Here is a 22,132-nt window from a genome sequence, read left to right on the forward strand (position 1 = left end):
GCGACGCCGCGCTCGCCGGCGCCCAGGCTGATGGTCCGGCCGCGGGCGCGCTCGTCGGCGATCACCGGCCACGGGCGCGCCGAGCCGAACGGTGTGATGGTGCCCCGCTCGTAGCCGGTGGCCTCCTTCGCGGCGGCCGCGTCCGGCATGGACAGCCGGTTCACCCCGAGCAGGGCGCGCAGCTTCGGCCAGGAGATCACCCGGTCGCCGGGCACCAGCACGAACAGGAACTCGCCCTCGGCGCGGCGCACGACCAGCGTCTTGACCAGGTCGCGCACCTCCACCCGCTGGGCGGCGGCCGCTTCGGCGACGCTGTTCACCGGACCGTGGCGGACCACGTCGTGCTCGATCCCGGAAGCCGTCACGGCGTCGATGGCAGAGGTCGTCACGCGCTCACCCTAGTAGTGTCGAAGCAGCGATCAAGGAGGGAAACCCGATGGCTATGAAGCCGCGGCTGCACCCCGGGCCGGACCATCCGATCACCGTCACCCCGACCGGCAAACACGTCGTCGTCACCGTCGGCGGCCGGGTGGTGGCCGACACCCACGACGCACTGACGCTGCAGGAGGCGAGTTACCCGCCGGTGCAGTACGTTCCGCTCGCCGACGTCGACCGCAGCTTGCTGGAGCCCACCGAGTCGGCGTCCTACTGTCCGTACAAGGGGGACGCCAGCTACTACTCGGTCACGGCCGGCGGCGAGCGGTCGGTCGACGCCATCTGGGAGTACCGCGAGCCCTACGACGCGGTCGCCGCGATCAAGGACCACGTCGCCTTCTACCCGAACCGGGTCGACGCCATCGAGATCAGCTAGTCGCTGACCGGCTCGGAGCGCAGTGCGGTGCGGACCGCTGCCAGCTGGTAGCGGTCCGCCTCGTACGGCGTGTAGAGCGAGATCCGGTCGATCACCCGGCCGAACCGGGCACGCAGCCCGGCCGCCACGGTCGCCGGGTCGCCCGTGACGGCGAACGCGTTCAGCACGTCGTCGGTGATCTCGGCGGCCATCTCGGTCCAGGCCTGCCGCCGCGACAGCAGGTTCAGCCGGTCCGCCAGCTCGCCCCACCCGTGCAGCTCCAGCACCGGGCGGTAGGCGGGGGTGGAAGCGTAGAAGGCGATCTGCCCGCGCACCGCCTCCTCGGCCCGGGCCCGCTGCTGCGCGTCGGCGCCTAGCACCACCATCGCGCTCATCTCCAGCCGGAACCCGGCCAGGTTGCCGCGGGCCGACTTGAGCACCGGCAGGATCCGCTCCCCCAGGTACTCCGCGCTGGTCAGCGGGTGCACCAGCATCCCGTCCGCGACCCGGCCGGCCGCGGTGATCATCCGTTCGCCGACGGCGGCCAGGGCGACGGGCGGATTACCGTACGGATTGGGGCCGGGGTTGAAGAAGTCGGTCATCAGCGTGTGCCGGTAGAACTCGCCGCGGAAGGCGAGCCGCTCCCCCGTCGCCCACGCCGCCCAGATCGCCCGCAGCGCCGCCACGAACTCCTCCATGCGCGCGGCCGGCCGGCTCCACGGCATCGCGAACCGCCGCTCGATGTGCGGGCGCACCTGCGAGCCGAGCCCGAGCCGGAACCGCCCCTCGGAGATCAGCTGCAGGTCGTTGGCGAGCACCGCGACGTTCATCGGGTTGCGGGCGAACGCCACCGCGATCGCCGACTGCAGCGCTATCCGCGAGGTCGCGCGGGCCACCAGGGCCAGGGTGGTGAAGACGTCGTGCCTGGTCTCGGCCGCTGCGAAGCCGTCGTAACCGACCTGCTCCGCCGACACGGCCGCGGCTTCCGCCTCAGCCGGTGAGGCCGCGACCGGCGCGGCGTAGTCAACCAACATCCCACAGTGATACACCAAAGATCGTCACGAGGTGACGGCGGAGCGGATCGCGTCGGCGGTCACCTCCGTCACGACGGCCCGCAGCAGCTCCAGATCCGCCTCACCGGCCTCCCCGGAGGCGAGCGCGACCACCGCGTCCCCGTCGAACCGGGAATGCGCCGGGTGCAGCGCCCGCGCGAACCCGGTGTGGCCGCTCTGCGCCAGCAGATAGCAGTCGGTCTTACTGAGCCGGGCGTCGGTGAGCACCACCGCGACCGTGGTGTTCTGCATCCCGAACGGCGTGTCGACGCTGGTCACCGGGACCCCGCCGAACAGCGGCCGGCCGTCGCCGGTGAGCACGTCACCCCACGCGTTGACCACGGCGACCACCACGACCCGGGCGGCTCCCGCGTACCCCTCGGCCTGGCCGATCCCACCCGGGGCGATGGTGCCGCGCCACTTGCCGGTGGTCGCGCCGGTGCCCGCGCCGACCGTACCCCGGCCGAAGTGATCTCCGCGCAGGGCCGCGAGTGCCGCCGCGCGCCCGGCGGCGGCGCCCGGCGGCGCCGTGGCGACCGAGCCGTCGAAGACCGACATGCCGACGACGATCGGCACCGGGCCGGCCGGGGTCGGGAAACCCTGCTCGCGTTCCCGCAGCAGGCCCATCACCCCGTCGCCGGCGGCGAGGCCGAAGGCGGAGCCGCCGGAGAGCACCACCGCGTCCACCCGGGCGACCAGCCGGACCGGGTCGAGCAGGGCGAACTCGCGGGTGGCCGGGGCGCCGCCGCGGACCTCACCGGAGCCGACCGTGCCGGGCGGAGGGAGGATCACGGTCACCCCGGTGCCGTCCCCGGTCCAATGCCCGGCGTACGCGGAGAGCAGCTGCGGCGAACTCATGCGCGGAACGGTACCGCCGCCGACGTTCTGACGCGCGATGTCGGGGTATGCAGCCAGACGTTCCCGTCGTCCAGTAGATCGGAAGTTACAGAGATGGCATCGTCGCGCAAGCCGGAGCCCACCGTTCCCACCCCGGCGGCGCTGGATCCGGCGGAGTCCACGCCGTTGACCTCCTCGCTCGCGCCGGAGCGGGGGGCGCAGACCGGTGACTACCTGACCACCGCGCACGGGGTGCGGCTGCCGGACACCGATCACTCGCTGAAGGCCGGGCCGCGGGGCCCGGCGCTGATGGAGGACTTCCACCTCCGCGAGAAGATCACCCACTTCGACCACGAGCGCATCCCGGAGCGGGTGGTGCACGCGCGGGGCACGGGCGCGCACGGCGTGTTCCGGTCCTACGGCACCGCGGCCTCGGTGACCCGCGCCGGGTTCCTCGCCGAGAAGGGCAAGGAGACGCCGGTCTTCGTCCGCTTCTCCACCGTGCTGGGTTCGCGCGGCTCCGCGGACACCGTCCGTGACACCCGCGGTTTCGCCACGAAGTTCTACACCGACGAGGGCAACTTCGACCTGGTGGGCAACAACATGCCGGTCTTCTTCATCCAGGACGGCATCAAGTTCCCGGACATCATCCACGCCGCGAAGTGGCACCCGGACCGGGAGATCCCGCAGGCGCAGACCGCACACGACACGTTCTGGGATTTCGTCTCGCTGCACACCGAGGCCACCCACCACGTGTTCTGGGCCATGTCGGACCGGGCGATCCCGCGCTCGTTCCGCACCATGGAGGGCTTCGGGGTACACACCTTCCGGCTGGTCGACGCCGAGGGCAAGTCGGTGCTGGTGAAGTTCCACTGGAAGCCGGTGGCCGGCGTGCACTCGCAGGTCTGGGAGGAGACCCAGATCACCGCGGGCGTGGACCCCGACTTCCACCGGCGGGACCTGACCGACAGCATCGACGCGGGGCTCTTCCCCGAGTGGGAGCTCGGCATCCAGGTCATGCCGGACACCCCGGACGAGTCGTTCGAGGGGATCGACCTGCTCGACCCGACGAAGATCGTGCCGGAGGAGCTGGCGCCGGTCCAGCCGATCGGCAAGCTGACGCTGACCCGCAACACCGACAACTTCCACGCCGAGACCGAGCAGATCGCCTTCCACATGGGCAACGTGGTCCCCGGCATCGAGGTCACCAACGACCCGCTGTTGCAGGCGCGGCTCTTCTCCTACCTGGACACCCAGCTGTCCCGGCTGGGCGGGCCGAACTTCTACCAGCTGCCGATCAACCGGGCGCACGCGCCGGTCAACGACAACCTCCGCGACGGCATGCACCAGTCGGTGGTGCACCGCGGCATCGCGCCGTACCTGCCGAACAGCCTCAGCCAGGACGGGCCGGTGCCGGCCGGTCCGGAGGTCGGCGGCTATGTGCACCTGCCCAAGCCGGTGCAGGGCGACAAGGTCCGGGCCAACCCGATCTCGTTCGCCGACCACTACTCGCAGGCCGCTCTGTTCTACGCCAGCCTCAGCCCGATCGAGCAGGGCCACATGGTGGAGGCGTTCACCTTCGAGCTGAGCAAGTGCTACGAGCAGAAGATCCGCGAGCGGCAGCTGCAGGTGCTGGCGAACGTGAACACCGAGCTGTGCGAGCGGGTCGCGGCCGGGCTCGGCCTGCCCGCGCCGGAGGGCAAGCCGCCGGTCGAGGTCGTGCCGTCGCCGGCGCTGGCCCAGGTCACCGACCGGGTCTGGCCGATCACCGGCCGGGTGGTCGGCGTGGTCGCCGGGCCGGGCGCCGACCTGTCCGGGATCGCCAAGCTGCGGGAGGTGCTCGAGCCGCAGGGCGTGGTGCTGCGGGTGATCGCCCCGATCGGCGGGCAGCTCGCCGGTGACGGCAACGTGGAGATCGCCGAGCGCACCTTCCAGACCGCCCGGTCGGTGGAGTTCGACGCGGTGGTCATCGCGGACGGCGCCGGCGAACTGCTCGACCTGCAGCTGACCCTGCTGCTGCAGGAGGCGTTCCGGCACGCCAAGCCGATCGGCGCGGTCGGCGACGGCGAGCGCCTGCTGCTCACCGCGGGCATCGACCCGGCTGCGCCGGGCGTGCTGCGGGCCAAGAGCGTGGACGACGGGTACGTCGCCCAGCTCGCCGCCGCCCTCGGCAAGCACCGGGTGTGGGAGCGGATGCCCCTGCTGCGCCCGGTGGTCTCCTCGCCGGGTTCCTGAGATCCGTCACCAGCTTCCGCTACTGACCGTGCAGTCTTCCGCTTCTGACCGCGCAGTTCAGTAGCGGAAGCTGCTGACCAGCGCGGTCAGGTCGGAGGACATCCGGCTCAAGTCGGTGGTGGTGCGCTGCGCGCGCACCACCCCTTCGCTGGTGGACCGGGCCGCCTCGGCCACGCCGGTGATGGTGCGGGCGACGTCCCCGCGTCCAGCGCACGGCCCATCTGTCTTGCGCAGCCCGTTCGGGATCTGGCTGTCCCGGACGATGCCGGCGTAGGCCCGCCAGTTGTCCTCCAACCCGGGGATGACCGACTGCTCGGCCGCCGGACCGGCGGCCCGGTAGGTGGCCAGCTCCTCGTCGAAGGCGGTCAGATTGTCCTCGACGGCTTTCTGATGTTCGGCGTCGTCCGCGGCGGTCCGCGAGATCAGCAGGTTGGCCAGGTCGACGCGGACCTGGACGCTGACCCGCTGCAGCTCGGCGAGGGCCTTCTCGCTCAGCAGATTCTCGTGGTAGAGGTGCTGGGCGGCGGCCGCGGTCCGGCTGAGCGCGCGGCTGGCGAGGACGCCGGAGACGATCACGCCGATCACCACCACGGCGCCCTCAGAGCCGGCACCGCGCGCTGAACCAGCGCGCGGTGGCCGGACCGGAATCGGCGTCCCGCGCTGAACCAGCGCGGGGCCGTGCGCCGGCGCGGCAGCAGTGGCCACCGCCGCGCCGGCCGCGGGTGGGAGGAGTGTCAGCTGGTGAGGGCCTTGTCCTTGGAGGTTCCCTCGATGACCTGGTGGTTGCCGGTGTTGATCTCGATGCGGCGCGGCTTCGCGGCCTCCGCCACCGGAATGGTCACGGTGAGCACGCCGTCCTGCCAGGTGGCAGCGATCTTGTCGAGGTCGAGCCCGTCACCGATGGTGAGACGCCGCTCGAAGGTGCCGGTCACCCGCTCGCGCCGCACCCACTGCACGTCGGCGTCGGTCCGCGAGGAACGCTCCGCCCGGATGATCAGGACCCGGCCGTCGACGTCCACCTGCACCGAACCCGGGTCGATGCCCGCGAGGTCGCAGTGCAGCACGAAGTGGTCACCTGATCGGTACAGGTCCATCGGCATCGCCGCGACGGCGGGGCCGCCCGCGACGGCGGGGGTGCCCAGCATCTGCCCGGCCAGGCGGTCGAACTCGCGGAAAGGATCGAAAGTCAGCACCACGGATCCACCTCCTCGAACCAGCCACCGGCCTCTCCGGCGGCTCGTGGCGCTCGGCTCACAATCATCGCCGAGGTCGGCTCCCAGATCTCTCTGACCTGCGCCGACAAGACATTTTTTAGCACTGTCGACGAGCGAGTGCCAGTCTCTTTTCAAGATTTTTTGGCAACCGTACGGAAGCCCGTGTTGCCGGTCGACGAGTCCGGCGTGTTCGACGAGCGGGCGGCGTTGCGGTAGCGGTTGCAGTACGAGTCGTGGCACAGGTACGACCCGCCGCGGATCACCTTCGCCTCACCCTCGGCCGGCCCGCGCGGGTCGTCCACCGGCGAGCTCGCGTAGTACGTGGGCGAGAACCAGTCCGCGCACCACTCCCACACGTTGCCGACCGGCTGCCACAGCCCGTACGCGTTGGGCTGGAACGACCGCACCGGCGCGGTGGTGACGAAGCCGTCCTCGGCGGTGTTGCGGCCCGGGAACTCGCCCTGCCAGATGTTGACCGCGTGCCCCGCGGCCGGCAGGTCGTCGCCCCACGGGTAGCGCAGCGACGGCAGGCCACCGCGGGCCGCGCACTCCCACTGCGCCTCCGACGGCAGGGCGCGCCCGGCCCAGGCGCAGTAGGCCTGCGCGTCGTTCCAGCTCACGTGCACCACCGGGTGGTCGTCGGCGGCGGTGTCGGACGGCCCGCCCGGGTGCGCCCAGTCGGCGCCCTCCACGCCCAGCCACCACGGTGTGCCGTGCATCCGGCCGGCGACGTGGTCCGGGTCGGTGAGGGCCAGGTGGAAGACGGCCGACCAGCCGTAGCGCTCGGCGTCGGTGCGATATCCGGTCGCGATCGCGAAGGCCCGGAAGTCGGCCACGGTCACCGAGGTCGCGTCGATGCCGAAGGCCGGCAACCGTACGTCGTGCACGGGCTGCTCGCCGTCCGCGCGTACGCCGTCGTCGTGGGCGTCTCCCATCGCGAAGGTCTGGAAAGGCACCCGGATCTGCTCGATCCGGTGGTTTCCGGCGCCGCTCTGCGGCGCCGCAACCGCGGTGGCCGGCCGTCCGCCCGACGGCGTGCAACAACTCATGATCGATAGGATAGATAGGATTAGTGGCCGGGCAAGCTCCGGGTCGGACGTTGACCGATCGACGCGCTGCACCAGGCGCGCGGGAGGATCCCCGATGAAGATCCCTTCGTCGCCGCGACACCTGGCGCTGCCCGGCTGTCGAAACCATCGCCGCTCGACCGGCGCCACCCTTCGCGATCGCAGCCATGAACGCGATGAACAGCCCGGCGCCGCACGCGCCGCAACGCAACGCCTCCGCTAGTGACGGAACGAGCAGCCCTCAGACAGCGAGCTGAGGGCTGCTCGTGTTCGCGAAGACCTGCTCGTGAGCATCGAGCACCTCACGCCTGGCAGGGTTTCTTCGAGGATGTCGCGTCGCGCCGGAATTGACCGGCTGGAATGCGGCCCGGCGGCCCGGGCGGGCGCGCCGGGTCGGTAGGTTGAGGGCCATGAGCATGCGTTTCGGGGTTTTCGTGCCCCAGGGCTGGCGGATGGACCTGACCGAGATCGCCGACCCGGTCGAGCAGTACGAGGCGATGACCGCGGTGGCGAAGCTGGCCGACGCCGGCCCCTGGGACAGCGTGTGGGTGTACGACCATTTCCACACCACGCCGGAGCCGACCGTCAACACCGTCTTCGAGGCCTGGACCGTCACGTCCACGCTGGCGCGGGACACCAGCCGGGTCAACATCGGGCAGATGGTGGGCTGCAACGGCTATCGCCACCCGGCCCTCTACGCCAAGATCGCGTCGACGGTGGACGTCGCGAGTCACGGGCGGCTTTTCGCGGGGCTCGGCGCCGGGTGGTACGAGCACGAGTGGAAGGCGTACGGCTACGAGTGGGCCGAGGTGCCCGAGCGGATGGCCGCGTTCCGCGAGGGCGTCCAGATCGTGCACAAGATGTGGACCGAGGAGCGCCCGGTCTTCACCGGCAAGCACTACCACATCGACCAGCCGATCAACGAGCCGAAGGGTGTCCGCAAGCCGCACCCGTCGTTCTGGATCGGCGGCGGCGGGGAGAAGGTGACCCTGAAGCTGGTCGCGCAGTACGCGAACGGCGCCAACTTCGCCAACGGCGACCCGCAGATGTTCCGGGAGAAGGCGGCCGTCCTGCGACGGCACTGCGAGCAGCTGGGCCGCGACTACGACAAGATCATCAAGTCCACGAGTTACAACGTCGACCTGGCCGACTCCAGCGCGGACAACGTCGCCAAGCTGGAGCGGCTCGTCGAGGCGGGCGCCGACTACGCGATCGTCTACCTGCCGCGGGTGGCCTACGACCACGAGCCGCTGCTGCGCTTCCAGGAAGAGGTGATTCCCCACTTTTCCTGATGGCGAAGGGACGTGGCATGATTTCGATGCCGGGTCCGAAAGTTCCAGCCGAGGCGGTCCGGCGGTAAGGAGCGCTCCCATGGCCATGGCCCGGCAACGCGTGACGATCGCGGCCATCGCGCAAGCCGCCGGCGTCTCGGTTCCGACGGTGTCCCGCGTGCTCAACGGACGCTCCGACGTCTCGCCGCAGACCCGCGAGCTGATCGAGCGCCTTCTTCGCGAGCACGATTACCGGCCCCGCAACTCTCGGCATTCGGGGCGGGCCCGCCTGGTGGACCTGGTCTTCAACGATCTGGACAGCCCGTGGGCGCTCGAGCTGATCCGCGGCGTCGAGGACGTCGCGCACGCCGGCGGGGTCGGCACCGTGGTCTCCCAGGTGCATCACCGCACCACGGCGACCCGGCAGTGGCTGCAGAATCTGCGGGCCCGGGCCTCCGACGGCGTCATCTTCGTGACGTCGGACGTGGCCGAGCCGGTGCACAACGAGCTGCACCGGCTCAAGGTCCCGGTGGTGATCATCGACCCGGCCGGCGGGGCCGCCTCCGACGTGCCGACGATCGGCGCCACGAACTGGTCGGGCGGCCGCACCGCCACCGACCATCTGCTGTCGCTGGGTCACCGGCGGATCGGTTTCGTCGCCGGGCCCAAGGATCTGCTGTGCAGCCGGGCCCGGCTGGACGGTTACCGGGCGGCGCTGGAGGCGGCCGGCCTGCACGCCGACGACGCGCTGATCGAGGAGGGCGACTTCCGCAACGAGTCCGGGTTCGTCGCCGGCTGCCGGCTGCTCGACCTGCCCGACCCGCCGACGGCGATCTTCGCCTCCAGCGACCTGATGGCGCTGGGGGTGTGCGAGGCGGCCCGCCGGCGTGGGATGCGGGTGCCGGAGCAGCTGAGCGTGATCGGTTTCGACGATCTGCCGGAGTCGCGCTGGGCGTCGCCGCCGCTGACCACGGTGCGTCAGCCGCTGGCCGAGATGGGGGCGCTCGCCGCGCGTACCGTGTTGCGGTTGTCACGCGGCGAGACCATCGAGACCCCTCGGGTGGAGCTGGTCACGAAGCTGATGGTCCGGGAGAGCACCGCTCCCCCGGCCGCCAACGCTGACGCGAGCTGATGGCCCGGGGAGCAGCGCTCCCCGGGCTCACTGAGGCAAGCTGATGCCCGGGGAAGCACCGCTCCCCCGGGCTGAGCTCACTTACCGAAGCCGGCGGTCAGACCGCTGACCAGCTGGCGCCGCCCGATCGCGTAGAGCAGCACGATCGGGATCGTGGTGAGCGTGACCGACGCGGCGACCGCCGGGACGTTCACGCCGAACTGGGTCTGGAACGTGGCTAGCGCGAGCGGGATGGTGGCCTGCTCGGGGCTCTGGGTGAGGATCAGGGGCAGCAGGAAGCCGTTCCAGATCCCCACCGCGTTGTAGATCATCACGGTGACCAGCGCGGGCCGGGTGAGCGGGAAGGCCAGCCGCCACATGGTTCCCCACTCGGTGGCGCCGTCCATCCGCATCGACTCGAAGAGCTCCTTCGGGACGTCGCGGATGAAGTTGGCGAGCACCAGCACCGACAGCGGGATGGCGAACGCGATCGACGGCAGGATGATCGCCTGGAGCGTGTCGTACAGCTCCATCCTGATGATGATCAGGTAGACCGGGATGACCACGGCCTGGAGCGGGATGGCCAGGCCCATCAGGAAGATCCCGTTGACCGTCTTGAGGAAGCGGTTGCCCGCGCCCCGGACGATCGCGTACGCCGCCATGAACGAGATCAGCGTGGCCGGCAGGATCGCCCCGGCCGTGACGATGACGCTGTTCGTGAAGTAGCGGACGAAGTCGCTCTCGATCACCAACTGGTAGTTCTCGAAGGTGAACTCGCTCGGCGGCTTCAGCGGGTTGGTGAAGAAGTAGTTCCCCTGGGTCTTGAAGCTCGTGATGACCAGCCAGTAGAGCGGCAGCATCACGATGAGCAGCCAGATCCAGCCGAAACCGCCGCCGATCCAGTTGTACTCCCGCAGCCGGCGCCGGTTCGACTTACGCGGGGCGTGAGCTCCCGGCGACTTGGTGGCCCGGGTACCGACCGGGGTGGGGGTCATGGTCGCCACCTCAGGCTCCTTCCAGCTGGCTCTCGTCGGCCCGGCCGCCCAGCCGCCGCAGCAGCAGCGAGAGGCCGAGGCCGGTCAGGACCAGGATGACGGCGATCGCGCTGGCCGGACCCATCAGGCTGGCCTGGAAGCCTTGCTGGTACATCTGCACCGCGAGGGCGCGGGTGGCGTCGCCGGGGCCGCCGGCGGTGAGCACCCAGATCAGGTCGAAGAAGGTCAGCGAGCCCACCACCATCAGCGTCGACGACGTGATGATCGTGTACTTCAGCTGCGGCAGCGTGATGCCGAAGAACTGGCGGATCCGCCCGGCGCCGTCGATCTGCGCCGCCTCGTACATCGAGTGTGGAATCTGCCGGACCGCGCCCTGGTAGATCAGCGAGTGGAACGGGATGAACTGCCAGGAGACGACGAAGATCAGCGTGCCGATCGCCAGCTTGGCCTCGCCGAGCCAGTTCTGGTTGAGCCACTCGATCCCGAGGCCGGCGCCGAGCCCGAAGCTGGGGTCCAGCAGCGACTTGTAGGTGATCGCGATGGCCGCCGAGCTGAGCAGCAGCGGGATGAAGTAGAGCACCGAGAGGAAACCGCGGTACCGGCTCCTGGTCGCCATGAAGACGCCGAGCAGGATCGAGATCGGGGTCTGCACCAGCCAGGACAGCGCCATGATCAGGAAGGTGACCCAGATGGCGTTCGGCAGGCTCGGGTTGCTGAGGGCCGCGCGCCAGCTGGTCAGGCCGGTCAGCTCGATGGTCGGCGAGATGCCGTTCCACGTCGCGAAGCTGAGCACGATCACGCCGAGCAGCGGGATGATCCCGAAGAACACGAACATCACGAACGCGGGCAGGGCCATCCACACGACGGAGCCGCTCCGCCCGCCGCTGGATCTGGTGGGCTCCTGACCTCGTACGACGGGCGGAGCGAGCGTGGTCACTTTCCGATGACCCCGTTCATGTTGTCGACCCACTGCTGCGGGCTGACCTGCAGCTGGAACAGCTTGGCGATGTTGTCCAGCAGCACCTCGGCGGCGGTCGGGCTCAGCGCCTGGTCCCACGACTGCGCGAAGGTCTTGGCGTTGGAGGCGATCGTCGACATGTCCTTGAGGAACTGCGCGTCGTCGCCGGTGAACAGGCTGTCAGCGCCCTTGAGCACCGGCACACCACCGGACTTGACCCAGCCGGCCTTCTCCTCCTCGTCGACCAGCGTGGTGGAGAAGAACTTCTTGGCGGTCTCCTTGGCCTCGGCGGTCGCCTTGGAGGAGATCGACAGGTACTGGCCGGGGTTGCCGACGGTGTTGCTCGGGTCGCCCTTGCCGCCGTCGATCGGCGGGAAGTTCATCCAGCCCAGGCCGCCGTCGGCGACGAACTTGCCGCCGTTGGCCTTCTGGATGCCGTAGGACCAGGAGCCGTGCACCATCATCGCGGCCTTGCCGGTGTAGAGCAGGGCCTGGTCGGCGTTGGTGTCGGCGACGGTCGAGGCGAAGCCCTTCTGGAACGCGTTCTGCTTCACCAGGTCCTGGACCTTGGTCAGCATGTCCAGCACGGCCGGGTCGGACCAGGCGCCCTGCTTGCCGGCGAAGACGTTGTCGAACACCTCGGAGCCGGCCTGGCGGTCGAGCATGAACTCGAGCCACATCATGTTCGTCCACCGGGACTGGCCGGCGAGCGAGAACGGCGCGATGCCCTTGGCGTTGAACTTCGGGATCAGGGCGAGGATGTCGCCGTAGGTCTGCGGGGGCTGCACGCCGACCTGCTCGAAGACCTTCTTGTTGTAGTAGAGGACGATCGGCTGGACCGTCTCGACCGGCAGGGCGTAGATCTTGCCGTTGACGGTGGCCGCGCCGAACGAGGACGGCAGGATCTTGTCCTTGACGGCGGCGTTCTGGCTCAGCCAGTCGGTCAGGTCCTCGACCTGGCCGGCGTCGACGTAGCTCTTCAGGCCGCCGCCGCCCCAGCCCCAGATCATGGTGGGAGCCTGGTTCGCGCCGAGCGCCGTCTTGATCTTCTGCTTGTAGGCGTCGTTCTGGAAGAACGTGGGGGTGATCTTGGCGTCCGGGTTGGCCTTGTTCCACCGGTCGGCAGCCGCCTGACGGTACGGCTGGCCCGGCTCACCGCTGAGCGACCAGTAGGTCGCCTCGCCACCGCCGCCGCCGTCGCTGGTGCCGCCCCCGGGGCCTTCGTTGCCACAGGCGGCGAGCGCTGCGCCCGCGGCGGCACCGGCGGAGAGGGTCAAGAAATTCCTGCGTTTCACGCTGATCTCCGAACTCGAAGCCGCGGGGGTGCGGCTGGTGATATGGCGATGGCCGGCGCTTGATCTCCGAACCGGTTAAGTTTCGGAAGTTTCGAGCGACAGCCGCAAATTAACGCGAGGTTTCGTAAACGTAGGGTTTCCCTGTGACGAGTGTCAAGGCCCTTGCCGTAACAGTGCTCAGAGCGCGAGAGTAGGCGACACCGAGACTCCCTGTCGCGCCTGGCGCGGCCCCGCCGCCGAGGTCCGGCGGCACCCGAAAGTTTCGGAAACTATCGGAGGTACCGTTGACGACAGAACAAGCGCCGCCCGCCTGGCGCGACCCGAAGCTTCCGGTTGCTGAACGGGTTGAGGCGCTGCTCGCCGAGATGACTCTCGAGGAGAAGGTGGCCCAGCTCGGCAGCCGCTGGCTCGGTAAGGACAAGGGTGCCACTGGAGCAGCCGGTCCGGAGCCCGAAGAGGGTCACAACGTGGCACCGATGGAGGACGAGTTCGGCGCCGGCGCCGCGCTGGAGGACGCCAGCAGGCACGGCCTGGGCCATCTGACCCGGGTGTACGGCAGCTACCCCATCTCTGTCGCCGAGGGCACCGCCGAGCTGGTCCGTCAGCAGCGGATCGTGATGGGCTCCTCCCGGCTGGGCATCCCGGCCCTGGTGCACGAGGAGTGCCTGACCGGTTTCACCGCGCACGGCGCCACCGTCTATCCGGCCGCGATCGCCTGGGGCGCGACGTTCGACCCGGAGCTGATCGAGCGGATGGCCGGCGCGATCGGGCGCGACATGGCGGCGCTCGGCGTGCACCAGGGGCTCTCCCCGGTGCTGGACGTGGTCCGCGACTACCGGTGGGGCCGGGTCGAGGAGGCGATCGGCGAGGACCCGTACCTGGTGTCACGGATCGCCGCGGCCTATGTGCGCGGCCTGCAGAGCGCCGGGGTGATCGCCACGCTGAAGCACTTCGCTGGTTACTCGGCGTCGCGCGGCGCCCGTAACCACGGCCCGGTCCCGATGGGCCGCCGCGAGCTGCTCGACGTGATCCTGCCGCCGTTCGAGACCGCGATCGTCGAGGCCGGCGCCGGTTCGGTGATGAACTCCTACGCCGACGTGGACGGGGTGCCGGCCGGGGCGGACCCGTGGCTGCTCACCGATCTGCTGCGCGACGAGTGGGGCTTCACCGGCACGGTGGTCTCCGACTACTGGTCGGTGCCTTTCCTGGCGAGCATGCACGGCATGGCCGCCGACGCGGGCGGCGCCGGGGCCAAGGCCCTCGAGGCCGGCATCGACGTGGAGCTGCCGGACACCATCGGGTACGGCGAGAACCTGGTCGCCCGGGTCCGCACCGGCGAGGTCACCGAGGAGCTGGTCGACCGGGCGGCCCGCCGGGCGCTGGTCCAGAAGGCCGAGCTCGGGCTGCTCGACGCGGACTGGAGGCCGGAGCAGTCGGTGGCCGGCTCGGACGGCGTCGACCTCGACTCGGCGGCCAACCGGCAGCTCGCCCGCGAGCTGGCCGAGCGCTCGATCGTGCTGCTCGACCCCGGTTCGGCGCTGCCGCTGGCCGCCCCGGGCCGGATCGCCGTGGTCGGCCCGTGCGCCGACGACGCGCGGACGTTCCTCGGCTGTTACGCCTTCCCCAACCACGTGCTGCCGCGCTACCCCGGCGTGGACGCCGGGATCGCGCTGCCCAGTGCCCTGGAGGCGCTGCGGGCGGAGTTCGGCGGCAGCGAGATCGCGTACGCGGCCGGCTGCGCCGTCGACGGCGACGACCGTTCCGGGTTCGCCGAGGCGGTCGCCGCCGCGGAGGCCGCCGACGTGGCGCTGGCCTTCGTCGGCGACCTGGCCGGGCTGTTCGGCGCGGGCACCTCCGGCGAGGGCTGCGACGCCGAGGACCTGCGGCTGCCCGGCGTGCAGGCCGACCTGCTCGACGCGCTGGTGGCCACCGGCACCCCGGTCGTCGTGGTGGTCGTCTCCGGCCGGCCGTACGCGCTGGGTGGCCTGGAAGGCCGGGCCGCCGGCCTGGTGCAGGCCTTCATGCCGGGCGAGGAGGGCGGCGCCGCGATCGCCGGTGTGCTCTCCGGCCGGGTGCAGCCGAGCGGCAAGCTGCCGGTGCAGATCCCCCGGCACCCGGGCGGACAGCCCGGCACCTATCTGCAGCCGCGGCTGGGCGCCGTGCACACCGGCGTCAGCAACCTCGACCCCACCCCGCTGTACGCGTTCGGGCACGGCCGCTCCTACACCACCTTCACGGTGGACGATCTGCGGATCAGCGAGACCCGGGTGCCCACCGACGGGGAATTCTCGGTCACCGTCCGGGTGCGCAACACCGGCGAGCGCGACGGCGCGGAAGTGGTGCAGCTCTATCTCGCCGACCCGGTCGCGGAGGTCACCCGTCCGGTGCACCAACTGACCGGGTTCCAGCGCGTGGAGCTGGCCGCCGGCGGTGCCGCCGAGGTGACGTTCCGTGTGCACACCGACCGCGCCGCTTTCACCGGTCTGCGGATGCGGCGCATCGTCGAGCCGGGTGAGCTGCGGATTCAGGTCGGCACCTCGGCCTCCGACCTGCCCTGCTGCGGCTCCGTCCAGCTGACCGGCGCGGTGCGCACGGTGGGCACGCCGCGCCGGCTGACCACCCCGGTGGAGGTGCGGTCCGCCGATTCGTGACACGGGGTGACTACCGCGCCCGGCACCGAACACTAGGCTGCATCTGTGACCCGGAGCATCAATGACGACGAGCGGCTGCGCCGGCTCGAAGCGGTCACGGATGCGACGTTGTCCCGGCTCGACGTCTCCGATCTGCTGGACGAGCTGCTGGACCGGGTGCGGGACCTCCTCGGGGTCGACACCGCGGCGATCCTGCTGTTGGACGGGCACGCCCGGCAGCTGGTGGCGACCGCCGCGAAAGGCCTCGAGGAGGAGGTGCGGGCCGGGTTCCGGGTGCCGGTCGGGCACGGTTTCGCCGGCCGGGTGGCCGCCACCCGCCGCCCGGTGCGGCTGCCCGATGTCACCGCCACCGACGTGGTCAACCCGATCCTGCTGGAGAAGGGCGTCCGGTCGCTGCTGGGCGTCCCGATCGTCGCCGGCCCCGACCTGATCGGGGTGCTGCACGTCGGCACGCTGACCCGGCGCAACTTCGGTGACGACGACGTGCGCCTGCTCGAGCTGGTCGCCGACCGGGCCGGGGTCGCCGGCCGGATCCGCGCCGACAAGCTGGACCTGGCCGCCGCCCTGGCCCTGCAGCGCAGCCTGCTGCCAACGCAGCTGCCCGAGGTGCCCGGTGTCGAGATGGCCGCCCGCTACGTGCCCGGTCACTCGTCCGGCATCGGCGGCGACTGGTACGACGTCTTCACCCTGCCCTCCGGCTGGCTGGGGGTGGTGATCGGGGACGTCTCCGGCCACGGGCTCGCCTCGGCGGTGGTGATGGGCCGGATCCGCAGCGCGCTGCGGGCGTACGCGCTGATCTGCGACACCCCGGCGGAGGCGCTCAGCCTGCTGGACCGCAAGGTCCAGCACTTCGAGGCGGGCAACCTCACCACCGCGCTGTACGCGATGATCAGCCCGGACCGCGGCCGGGTGGTGGTCTCCTCGGCCGGCCACCTGTGCCCGGTGATCGCCGAGCCCGGCCGTCCGGCGGAGCTGACCGAGATCCCGGTCGACCCGCCGCTCGGTGTGGGCCCCCGGATCCGGCCCCGGCGCAACGGCACCATCCTCCTGCCGCCCGGCGGGGTGCTGCTCTGCTACACCGACGGGCTGGTCGAGCGCCGGGACCAGATCATCGACACCGGCCTGAACCGCCTGCTCCAGTTGGTGCGCGCCGCCCCCGCGGAGACCGTTTGCGCTACCGTCATGGCGGACGCGGGCGTGACCCGGCCGACCGACGACGTGGCCGTTCTGGCCGTCCGCCGCCACCGCTGAATCCTGCGGAAAATTCGCTAGAACCTCTTGTTCGCAACTGATTCAGCGGAAAGGATGATCCCAGCGCACTGATACCACAGCTGGAGGCCGGATGTCCGCCAAGTCGACACTGCACAACCTCATCGGTGGCGAGGCCGTCGCGCCCGTCGAGGGGCGGTACGAGGACCTGATCGATCCGTCGACCGGCGAGGTGTTCGCCTCCGCGCCGGTCTCGGGCGCCGAGGACGTCGACCGCGCCATGACGGCCGCGGCGTCCGCGTTCGAGCAGTGGCGGGACACCACCCCCGGCGACCGGCAGCGGGCGCTGCTGAGGTTCGCCGACGCCATCGAGTCCCGCGCCGACGAGCTCGTCGCCGCCGAGTCGAAGAACACCGGCAAGCCGCTCGGCCTGACCGCCAGCGAGGAGCTGCCGCCCGCCGTCGACCACCTGCGGTTCTTCGCCGGCGCCGCGCGCCTGCTGGAGGGCCGCTCCGCGGGTCAGTACATGAACGGCTACGAGAGCTACGTGCGGCGCGAGCCGATCGGCGTCTGCGCCCAGGTCACCCCCTGGAACTACCCGCTGCTGATGGCGATGTGGAAGATCGCGCCGGCACTCGCCGCGGGCAACGCGGTGGTGCTCAAGCCCTCCGACACCACCCCGGTCACCAGCGTGATGCTCGCCGAGATCGCCGCCGAGTTCCTGCCGGCCGGCCTGTTCAACGTGGTCCTCGGCGACCGCGACACCGGCCGCGCCCTGATCACCCACCGGACCCCGCAGATGGTGTCGATCACCGGCTCGGTGCGCGCCGGCATGGAGGTGGCCGGCAGCGCCGCCGCCGACCTCAAGCGCACCCACCTGGAGCTGGGCGGCAAGGCCCCGGTCGTGGTCTTCGACGACGCCGACGTGCAGGCGGCCGCCGCCGCGATCGCCGAGGCCGGCTACTTCAACGCCGGGCAGGACTGCACCGCCGCCACCCGGGTGCTCTGCGCCCCGGGCATCTACGACGACTTCGTCGCGGCGCTGGCCGAGCAGGCCCGCAACACCAAGACCGGTGCGCCGGACGACGAGGACGTGGCCTACGGCCCGGTGAACAACGCCGGCCAGCTGGCCCGGGTCAGCGGCTTCATCGACCGGCTCCCGGACCACGCCCGGCTCGACGCCGGCGGCTCCCGGGTCGGCGAGCGCGGCTACTTCTACTCCCCCACGGTCGTCTCCGGCCTGCGCCAGGACGACGAGATCATCCAGAACGAGGTCTTCGGCCCGGTCATCACCGTGCAGAAGTTCACCGACGAGGACGAGGCCGTCCGCTACGCCAACGGCGTGGAGTACGCGCTGGCCTCCAGCGTCTGGACGAAGGACCACGGCACCGCGATGCGGATGACCCAGCGGCTCGACTTCGGCTGCGTCTGGGTCAACTGCCACATCCCGCTGGTCGCCGAGATGCCGCACGGCGGCTTCAAGCACTCCGGGCACGGCAAGGACCTGTCGGTGTACGGCCTGGAGGACTACACCCGGATCAAGCACGTCATGCACCACGTGGGCGCCTGATGAGCACGTCGGCGGAACTCCACAAGCGTCGCATCGCCGCGGTCGCCCGGGGCGTCGGCTCCACCATCTCGGCCTATGTCGATCACGCGCAGTCCGGCACCCTCACCGACGTCGACGGCCGGGAGTGGATCGACTTCGCCTCCGGCATCGCGGTCACCAACGTCGGCAACGCGGCGCCGCGGGTGGTCGCGGCGGTCCGTGAGCAGGTGGAGAAGTTCACCCACACCTGCTTCATGGTCGCGCCCTACGAGTCCTACGTGTCGGTCTGCGAGCAGCTCATCGACCTCACCCCGGGCACGTTCGAGAAGCGGGCGGCACTGTTCAACTCCGGCGCCGAGGCGGTGGAGAACGCGGTGAAGATCGCCCGGCACGCCACCGGGCGGCAGGCGGTCGTGGTGTTCGACCACGCGTACCACGGCCGGACCAACCTGACCATGGCGCTGACCGCGAAGAACATGCCCTACAAGCACCGGTTCGGGCCGTTCGCGCCGGAGGTCTACCGGGCGCCGATGTCCTATCCGCTGCGCGACGGCAGCCTCGGAGGTAGCGGGCTCAGTGGCGCCGAGGCGGCTCGCCGGGCGATCGACGTGATCGAGAAGCAGGTCGGCGCCGGCAACGTGGCGGCCGTGCTGATCGAGCCGATCCAGGGCGAGGGCGGCTTCGTCGTCCCGGCGCCCGGGTTCCTGCCGGCGATCGCGGCCTGGACCGCCGAGGCCGGGGCGGTCTTCATCGCCGACGAGATCCAGACCGGGTTCTGCCGGACCGGGCAGTGGTTCGCCTCCGAGCACGAGCGGCTGGAACCGGACCTGATCACCACGGCCAAGGGCATGGGCGGCGGGCTGCCGATCGCCGGTGTCGTCGGCCGGGCCGAGCTGATGGACGCGGTGCACGCCGGCGGGCTCGGCGGCACCTACGGCGGGAACCCGGTCGCGTGCGCGGCCGCGCTCGCCGCCATCGAGACCATGCGTGAGCTGGACCTCGCCGCCTCGGCACGGCACATCGAGTCGGTGCTGGTCCCGGCGCTGCGAGAGATCGCGGAGAACGATGCCGGAATCGCCGAGGTGCGCGGCCGGGGCGCGATGATCGCGGTCGAGCTGGTCCGGCCGGGCACCATCGAGCCCGACCCGGTCCGCACGGCCGCGGTGTCGAAGGCCTGCCACGAGGCGGGACTGCTCACGCTGACCTGCGGGACGTACGGCAACGTGCTCCGCTTCCTGCCGCCGCTGGTGATCTCCGACGCGGACCTCGATCGAGGCGTTGCGATCCTCCGTGCTGCCTTCCAGTGAACGTTTAGGGAAGAATCGCGGCGTGACGGACAGCGCTCTGGACGAGATCAACAAGCAGATCATCGAGCACCTGCAACGGGACGGCCGGATGTCGTACGCGACCTTGGCCAAGACCATCGGACTGTCCGAAGCGGCCGTTCGCCAGCGGGTGCAGCGGCTGCTCGACAACGGCCTGATGCAGATCGTCGCGGTGACCGACCCGCTGACCCTGGGGTTCGCCCGGCAGGCCATGGTCGGCCTGCGGGTCAACGGCGACCTGCGGGCGATCGCCGACGAGATCGCGACGATCCCCGAGGTCGACTACGTGGTGATCTGCGCCGGCCGCTACGACCTGCTCGTCGAGCTGGTCTGCACCGACGACGAGCACCTGCTGGACCTGCTCAACGAGAAGGTCCGGGCGGTCCCGGGCGTCACCGCCACCGACACCTTCATGTACCTGAAGCTCGCCAAACAGACCTACGCCTGGGGAACCCGATAGATGCGCAGTCCCTCGTTCTGGCTCGACTCCCTCGGCCCGGTCGGCCGGCGCCCGCCGCTGCCCGGTGACACCATCGCCGACGTGGCGATCGCCGGCGGCGGCTACACCGGGCTGTGGACCGCCTACTACCTGGCGCAGGCCGCGCCGGAGTTGCGCATCGTCGTGCTGGAGGCGGAGTTCTGCGGGTACGGCGCCTCCGGCCGCAACGGCGGCTGGGCCTCCGGGCTGTTCCCGGTCTCCGAGGCGAGACTGGCCCGGCGTCACGGCCCGCAGCGGGCGGCCGCCATGCACCGGGCCCTGGAGGCGTCGGTCGACGAGGTGGGCCGGGCCGCGGCCGCCGAGGGCATCGACTGCGACTACGCCAAGGGCGGCACCATCTCCCTGGTCCGCAGCCCGGCCCAGCTGCGCCGGGCCCACGGCGCACCGGGTTTCCTGGACGCCGCCGAGGCGAGCCGGATCTGCGCGGCCACCGGCGTGCTCGGCGGTGTCTACAGCGAGCACTGCGCGGCGCTGCACCCGGCCAAGCTGGTCCGCGGCCTGGCCGCGGCGGTCGAACGGCTCGGGGTCACCGTGCACGAGGGCACCCGGGTGCGCAGCCTGGAACGCGGCAAGGTGGTCACCGACCACGGCACGGTCCGGGCCACCACGGTGGTCCGGGCGCTGGAGGGCTACACCGCCGACCTGGCCGGGCACCGGCGCAACCTGGCCCCGGTCTACTCGCTGATGGTCGCCACCGAGCCGCTACCCGGTGAGTTCTGGGACCGGGTGGGCCTGGCGAGGCGGGAGACCTTCACCGACGAACGCCGCATGATCATCTACGGGCAGCGGACCGCCGACGACCGGCTCGCCTTCGGCGGGCGGGGCGCGCCGTACCACTTCGGCTCGCGCGTCCGGCCGGAGTACGACCTGGTGCCCGGGGTCTTCGACGCGCTGCGGCGCACGATCACCGAGCTGTTCGGCATCGACGCGCCGATCGCGTACCGCTGGGGTGGCCCGCTCGGCATCCCGCGCGACTGGATGCCGAGCGTCGGCCTGCGCGACGGCGTCGCCTGGGCCGGCGGTTACGTCGGCGACGGCGTCGCCGCGGCCAACCTGGCCGGGCGCACCCTGGCCGACCTGATCCTCGCCGAGCAGACCGAGCTGACCGGCCTGCCCTGGGTCGGCCACCGCTCGCGCCGGTGGGAACCGGAACCGGCCCGCTGGCTCGGCATCAACACCGCCCTGCGGGCCACCGCGCTGCTCGACGCCTGGGACCGCCGCCGGGCCGCGTGAGGTCTCAGCCCGCCGCGGCCAGCAGCGGGAACCGGTTGCCCTCGGTGTCGGTGAGCAGCGCCCACCGGCCGAACGGCATGTCGATCGGCTCCTGGACGAACTCGACGCCGCGGCCGGTCAGCTCCCGCCAGGTCGCGTCCACGTCGTCGCAGGCCAGGAAGACCGCGGTGTTCGGCTGCCCGGGTGCGGCCGTCGGGTCCGGCCCGTCGGACTGCTCCAGGACGAGCACCACACCGTCCGGCAGCCGGACCTCGAGCCAGCGCTCGTCACCGTACGTCTGGTCCTGCACGACGTCGCACCCGAGGGTCTCGCTCCAGAACCGCTTGGCACGCTCCTGGTCGCGGACCCCGATCCGAACCTTGCTGATCCCACGAAGCATCCGGTGATGCTATCGGGAGTCACGGCGTCACGCGGTGACCGGCAGATCGCCGGGACAGCGGGGCGCGGCCGCGTCGTGCTGGTGCGGGCCGGCAGCCAGCAGGTTCTCCACGGTCGCCAGCAGGCGGTCGTTCGGGCAGGGTTTGAGCAGGATCGCGCAGACCTCGGCCGAGCCGGCCCGGGGATCGCCCGGCTGCAGGTGCCCGCTCAGGATGGCGATCGGGGTGTCGCGCACGTCCGGGTGGGCGCGCACCGCCTCGATCAGCTGCCAGCCGTCCATCCGTGGCATGCCCAGGTCGGTCAGCACCATGTCCGGCCGCTCCTCGACGATCAGATCGAGGGCGGCCCGCCCGTCGGGCGCCCGTAACACCGTCATCCCCGCTCGCTTGAACACTCTGACCAGTACCCGGGCGATGTCCTCGTCGTCCTCGGCGATAACCAAAACGGCCATCCTCTCAGCATG

At 71.1% G+C, this 22,132-nt stretch carries 21 protein-coding genes; 10 read left to right on the top strand and 11 right to left on the bottom strand.

What is annotated here, in order from left to right:
- Positions 1-389, bottom strand: a 389-nt coding sequence (locus tag AB0F81_RS28210; protein WP_360201995.1) for a YbaK/EbsC family protein, incomplete at its 3' end; no start/stop codon positions are given.
- A 47-nt stretch (positions 390-436) separates the two neighbouring features.
- Between AB0F81_RS28210 and AB0F81_RS28215 the strand changes: the two genes are divergently transcribed.
- Positions 437-811, top strand: coding sequence for a DUF427 domain-containing protein (locus tag AB0F81_RS28215; protein WP_360201997.1), 375 nt, complete (start codon positions 437-439; stop codon positions 809-811).
- On the opposite strand, the gene AB0F81_RS28220 is transcribed toward AB0F81_RS28215, so the two are convergent.
- A complete protein-coding gene (locus tag AB0F81_RS28220; protein ID WP_360201999.1) occupies positions 808-1,824 on the bottom strand; it encodes a TIGR03617 family F420-dependent LLM class oxidoreductase in 1,017 nt (338 codons plus the stop codon). The genes AB0F81_RS28215 and AB0F81_RS28220 overlap by 4 nt on opposite strands.
- A 24-nt stretch (positions 1,825-1,848) precedes the next feature.
- Positions 1,849-2,700 carry a P1 family peptidase gene (locus AB0F81_RS28225; protein WP_360202000.1) on the bottom strand — a complete coding sequence of 284 codons (852 nt, stop codon included), beginning with the start codon at positions 2,698-2,700 and terminating at the stop codon, positions 1,849-1,851.
- Positions 2,701-2,793: 93 nt separating this feature from the next.
- On the opposite strand from AB0F81_RS28225, the gene AB0F81_RS28230 reads away from it, so the two are divergent.
- On the top strand, positions 2,794-4,914 hold the full coding sequence (locus AB0F81_RS28230) for a catalase (protein WP_360202001.1): 2,121 nt from the start codon (positions 2,794-2,796) through the stop codon (positions 4,912-4,914).
- 57 nt (positions 4,915-4,971) lie between these two features.
- Here the strand turns inward: AB0F81_RS28230 and AB0F81_RS28235 are convergent, their stop codons facing one another.
- The 3 genes from AB0F81_RS28235 to AB0F81_RS28245 form a co-directional block, all read right to left on the bottom strand.
- The gene (locus AB0F81_RS28235) at positions 4,972-5,502 is read right to left on the bottom strand and encodes an MCP four helix bundle domain-containing protein (RefSeq protein WP_360202003.1); all 531 of its coding nucleotides are present in this window, start codon (positions 5,500-5,502) and stop codon (positions 4,972-4,974) included.
- Positions 5,503-5,648: 146 nt separating this feature from the next.
- Complete coding sequence (locus tag AB0F81_RS28240) at positions 5,649-6,110, bottom strand: Hsp20/alpha crystallin family protein (protein WP_360202005.1); 462 nt, start codon at positions 6,108-6,110, stop codon at positions 5,649-5,651.
- A 149-nt stretch (positions 6,111-6,259) separates the two neighbouring features.
- On the bottom strand, positions 6,260-7,177 hold the full coding sequence (locus AB0F81_RS28245) for a formylglycine-generating enzyme family protein (protein ID WP_360202007.1): 918 nt from the start codon (positions 7,175-7,177) through the stop codon (positions 6,260-6,262).
- A 428-nt stretch (positions 7,178-7,605) separates the two neighbouring features.
- Here AB0F81_RS28245 and AB0F81_RS28250 point away from each other — a divergent pair, with 428 nt between their 5' ends.
- Together AB0F81_RS28250 and AB0F81_RS28255 are read left to right on the top strand one after the other, a co-directional pair.
- A complete protein-coding gene (locus AB0F81_RS28250; RefSeq protein WP_360202009.1) occupies positions 7,606-8,487 on the top strand; it encodes an LLM class F420-dependent oxidoreductase in 882 nt (293 codons plus the stop codon).
- A gap of 79 nt (positions 8,488-8,566) precedes the next feature.
- Positions 8,567-9,598: a LacI family DNA-binding transcriptional regulator gene (locus AB0F81_RS28255; RefSeq protein ID WP_360202011.1), complete on the top strand. Its 1,032-nt coding sequence runs from the start codon at positions 8,567-8,569 to the stop codon at positions 9,596-9,598.
- A gap of 77 nt (positions 9,599-9,675) precedes the next feature.
- On the opposite strand, the gene AB0F81_RS28260 is transcribed toward AB0F81_RS28255, so the two are convergent.
- The 3 genes from AB0F81_RS28260 to AB0F81_RS28270 all read right to left on the bottom strand — a co-directional run bounded on the left by AB0F81_RS28260 (position 9,676) and on the right by AB0F81_RS28270 (position 12,825).
- On the bottom strand, positions 9,676-10,572 hold the full coding sequence (locus AB0F81_RS28260) for a carbohydrate ABC transporter permease (protein ID WP_360202060.1): 897 nt from the start codon (positions 10,570-10,572) through the stop codon (positions 9,676-9,678).
- 10 nt (positions 10,573-10,582) lie between these two features.
- Complete coding sequence (locus tag AB0F81_RS28265) at positions 10,583-11,428, bottom strand: sugar ABC transporter permease (protein WP_360202013.1); 846 nt, start codon at positions 11,426-11,428, stop codon at positions 10,583-10,585.
- Between the two features lie 77 nt (positions 11,429-11,505).
- Positions 11,506-12,825 (bottom strand): extracellular solute-binding protein, encoded by a 1,320-nt coding sequence (locus AB0F81_RS28270; protein WP_360202015.1) that lies wholly within the window; start codon positions 12,823-12,825, stop codon positions 11,506-11,508.
- Positions 12,826-13,109: 284 nt separating this feature from the next.
- Here AB0F81_RS28270 and AB0F81_RS28275 point away from each other — a divergent pair, with 284 nt between their 5' ends.
- The 6 genes from AB0F81_RS28275 (at position 13,110) to AB0F81_RS28300 (ending at position 21,291) form a co-directional block, all read left to right on the top strand.
- Positions 13,110-15,476 (top strand): glycoside hydrolase family 3 N-terminal domain-containing protein, encoded by a 2,367-nt coding sequence (locus AB0F81_RS28275; protein ID WP_360202016.1) that lies wholly within the window; start codon positions 13,110-13,112, stop codon positions 15,474-15,476.
- 45 nt (positions 15,477-15,521) lie between these two features.
- A complete protein-coding gene (locus tag AB0F81_RS28280; RefSeq protein WP_360202018.1) occupies positions 15,522-16,727 on the top strand; it encodes a GAF domain-containing SpoIIE family protein phosphatase in 1,206 nt (401 codons plus the stop codon).
- Between the two features lie 91 nt (positions 16,728-16,818).
- Positions 16,819-18,255 carry a gamma-aminobutyraldehyde dehydrogenase gene (locus AB0F81_RS28285; RefSeq protein WP_360202019.1) on the top strand — a complete coding sequence of 479 codons (1,437 nt, stop codon included), beginning with the start codon at positions 16,819-16,821 and terminating at the stop codon, positions 18,253-18,255.
- Entirely contained in the window at positions 18,255-19,541 is a 1,287-nt protein-coding gene (gene gabT / locus AB0F81_RS28290) for a 4-aminobutyrate--2-oxoglutarate transaminase (RefSeq protein WP_360202021.1), read from the top strand. The genes AB0F81_RS28285 and gabT overlap by 1 nt, the downstream gene beginning before the upstream one ends.
- Positions 19,542-19,563: 22 nt before the next feature.
- Positions 19,564-20,019 carry an Lrp/AsnC family transcriptional regulator gene (locus AB0F81_RS28295; protein WP_360202023.1) on the top strand — a complete coding sequence of 152 codons (456 nt, stop codon included), beginning with the start codon at positions 19,564-19,566 and terminating at the stop codon, positions 20,017-20,019.
- On the top strand, positions 20,020-21,291 hold the full coding sequence (locus AB0F81_RS28300) for an FAD-binding oxidoreductase (protein WP_360202025.1): 1,272 nt from the start codon (positions 20,020-20,022) through the stop codon (positions 21,289-21,291).
- A gap of 4 nt (positions 21,292-21,295) precedes the next feature.
- Here the strand turns inward: AB0F81_RS28300 and AB0F81_RS28305 are convergent, their stop codons facing one another.
- Positions 21,296-21,670, bottom strand: a complete 375-nt coding sequence (locus AB0F81_RS28305) for a VOC family protein (protein ID WP_360202027.1) — start codon at positions 21,668-21,670, stop codon at positions 21,296-21,298.
- A 27-nt stretch (positions 21,671-21,697) separates the two neighbouring features.
- Complete coding sequence (locus AB0F81_RS28310) at positions 21,698-22,120, bottom strand: response regulator (RefSeq protein ID WP_360202029.1); 423 nt, start codon at positions 22,118-22,120, stop codon at positions 21,698-21,700.
- Positions 22,121-22,132 lie beyond the last annotated feature (12 nt).

The sequence above is a fragment of the Actinoplanes sp. NPDC024001 genome (assembly GCF_040638955.1).
GTDB lineage: Bacteria > Actinomycetota > Actinomycetes > Mycobacteriales > Micromonosporaceae > Actinoplanes.

Excerpts from the sequence above, each read along its gene's own strand:
- AB0F81_RS28215 (WP_360201997.1), top strand. The coding sequence starts at position 437 with ATGGCTATGAAGCCGCGGCTGCACCCCGGGCCGGACCATCCGATCACC.
- AB0F81_RS28220 (WP_360201999.1), bottom strand. The coding sequence starts at position 1,824 with ATGTTGGTTGACTACGCCGCGCCGGTCGCGGCCTCACCGGCTGAGGCG.
- AB0F81_RS28225 (WP_360202000.1), bottom strand. The coding sequence starts at position 2,700 with ATGAGTTCGCCGCAGCTGCTCTCCGCGTACGCCGGGCATTGGACCGGG.
- AB0F81_RS28230 (WP_360202001.1), top strand. The coding sequence starts at position 2,794 with ATGGCATCGTCGCGCAAGCCGGAGCCCACCGTTCCCACCCCGGCGGCG.
- AB0F81_RS28245 (WP_360202007.1), bottom strand. The coding sequence starts at position 7,177 with ATGAGTTGTTGCACGCCGTCGGGCGGACGGCCGGCCACCGCGGTTGCG.
- AB0F81_RS28250 (WP_360202009.1), top strand. The coding sequence starts at position 7,606 with ATGAGCATGCGTTTCGGGGTTTTCGTGCCCCAGGGCTGGCGGATGGAC.
- AB0F81_RS28255 (WP_360202011.1), top strand. The coding sequence starts at position 8,567 with ATGGCCATGGCCCGGCAACGCGTGACGATCGCGGCCATCGCGCAAGCC.
- AB0F81_RS28260 (WP_360202060.1), bottom strand. The coding sequence starts at position 10,572 with ATGACCCCCACCCCGGTCGGTACCCGGGCCACCAAGTCGCCGGGAGCT.
- AB0F81_RS28265 (WP_360202013.1), bottom strand. The coding sequence starts at position 11,428 with ATGGCCCTGCCCGCGTTCGTGATGTTCGTGTTCTTCGGGATCATCCCG.
- AB0F81_RS28285 (WP_360202019.1), top strand. The coding sequence starts at position 16,819 with ATGTCCGCCAAGTCGACACTGCACAACCTCATCGGTGGCGAGGCCGTC.
- gabT (WP_360202021.1), top strand. The coding sequence starts at position 18,255 with ATGAGCACGTCGGCGGAACTCCACAAGCGTCGCATCGCCGCGGTCGCC.
- AB0F81_RS28300 (WP_360202025.1), top strand. The coding sequence starts at position 20,020 with ATGCGCAGTCCCTCGTTCTGGCTCGACTCCCTCGGCCCGGTCGGCCGG.
- AB0F81_RS28305 (WP_360202027.1), bottom strand. The coding sequence starts at position 21,670 with ATGCTTCGTGGGATCAGCAAGGTTCGGATCGGGGTCCGCGACCAGGAG.
- AB0F81_RS28310 (WP_360202029.1), bottom strand. The coding sequence starts at position 22,120 with ATGGCCGTTTTGGTTATCGCCGAGGACGACGAGGACATCGCCCGGGTA.